At 70.2% G+C, this 1,287-nt stretch carries 1 protein-coding gene; it reads right to left on the reverse strand.

Annotated elements, in window-relative coordinates; genetic code table 11:
- A partial coding sequence (locus ACUN9Y_RS22070) for an aldehyde dehydrogenase (NADP(+)) (protein WP_445462899.1) occupies window positions 1-1,287 on the reverse strand: 1,287 nt, incomplete at its 5' end.

The raw sequence follows: 1,287 nt of genomic DNA on the forward strand, positions 1-1,287 counted from the left end.
TCAGCCCTCGCGCTTGCCGTCCATCAGGCGGCTGACGCCGGCCGGGTTGGCGTCTTTCAGCGCTTCGGGCAACAGGCCCTCGGGCAGGTTCTGGTAGCACACCGGGCGCAGGAAACGGTAGATCGCGGCGCTGCCAACAGAGGTGGTGCGCGAGTCGGAGGTCGCCGGATACGGGCCGCCGTGAACCATGGTGTGGCACACCTCGACGCCGGTGGGCCAGCCATTGACCATGACCCGGCCGGCACGACGCTCGAGGGCCGGCAGCAGCGCACGGGCCGCATCCAGATCCGCATCGTCCATCTGCAGGGTCGCGGTCAGCTGGCCTTCCAGGTGCTCGGCGACACGCTTGACCTCGGCCTGGTCGGCACATTCGACCACCAGCGAGGTGGAACCGAAGACCTCGGCCTGCAGTGCCTCATCATTCAAGAAGTCGTCTGCCTTGGCCACGAAGAGCCCGGTCTGGCACTGGTTCGGGCCCTCGCCCTTGTTGCCACGAGCGACTTCGCGCGCGTGATCATTGGCGGCCAGATCCGCCACGCCCTTGCTGTACGCATCGAAGATGCCCGGCGTCAGCATGGTCTGGGCGGCGCTTGCCTTGACCGCGCTGGCGGCCGCGTCGAGAAAGGCATCCAGGCCTTCGCCCTGGGCCGCGATCACCAGCCCCGGGTTGGTACAGAACTGGCCGGCGCCCATGTTGAGCGAGCCGACGAAGGCCTCACCGAGCGTCGCACCGCGCGCCTTGAGCGCCTCGGGCAGCACGAACACCGGGTTGATGGAGCTCATCTCGGCGTAGACCGGAATCGGCTCCGGGCGATTCTGGGCGGTCTTCATCAGCGCCGTGCCGCCTGCGCGAGAGCCGGTGAAGCCCACCGCCTTGATGCGGGCGTCGCCGACCAGCGCCTGGCCGACGTCACGGCCGGAACCGAAGACCAGCGAGAAGACGCCTTCGGGCAGGCCGCATTCGGCCACCGCGGCCTGCACGGCGCGGCCGACAAGCTCAGAGGTGCCGGGATGGGCGGAGTGGGCCTTGACGATCACCGGACAGCCGGCCGCCAGCGCCGAGGCGGTGTCGCCGCCGGCCACCGAGAAGGCCAGCGGGAAGTTGCTGGCGCCGAACACGGCCACCGGGCCAAGGGCGATGTGGCGCTGGCGCAGGTCGACGCGGGGCATCGGCTGGCGCTCCGGCAGGGCCGGGTCGATGCGCACGTCGAGCCATTCACCGGCGCGGACAACGCCGGCGAACAGGCGCAGCTGGCCACAGGTGCGCCCACGCTCGCCTTCCAGGCG

The sequence above is a fragment of the Halomonas sp. V046 genome, from assembly GCF_052645355.1.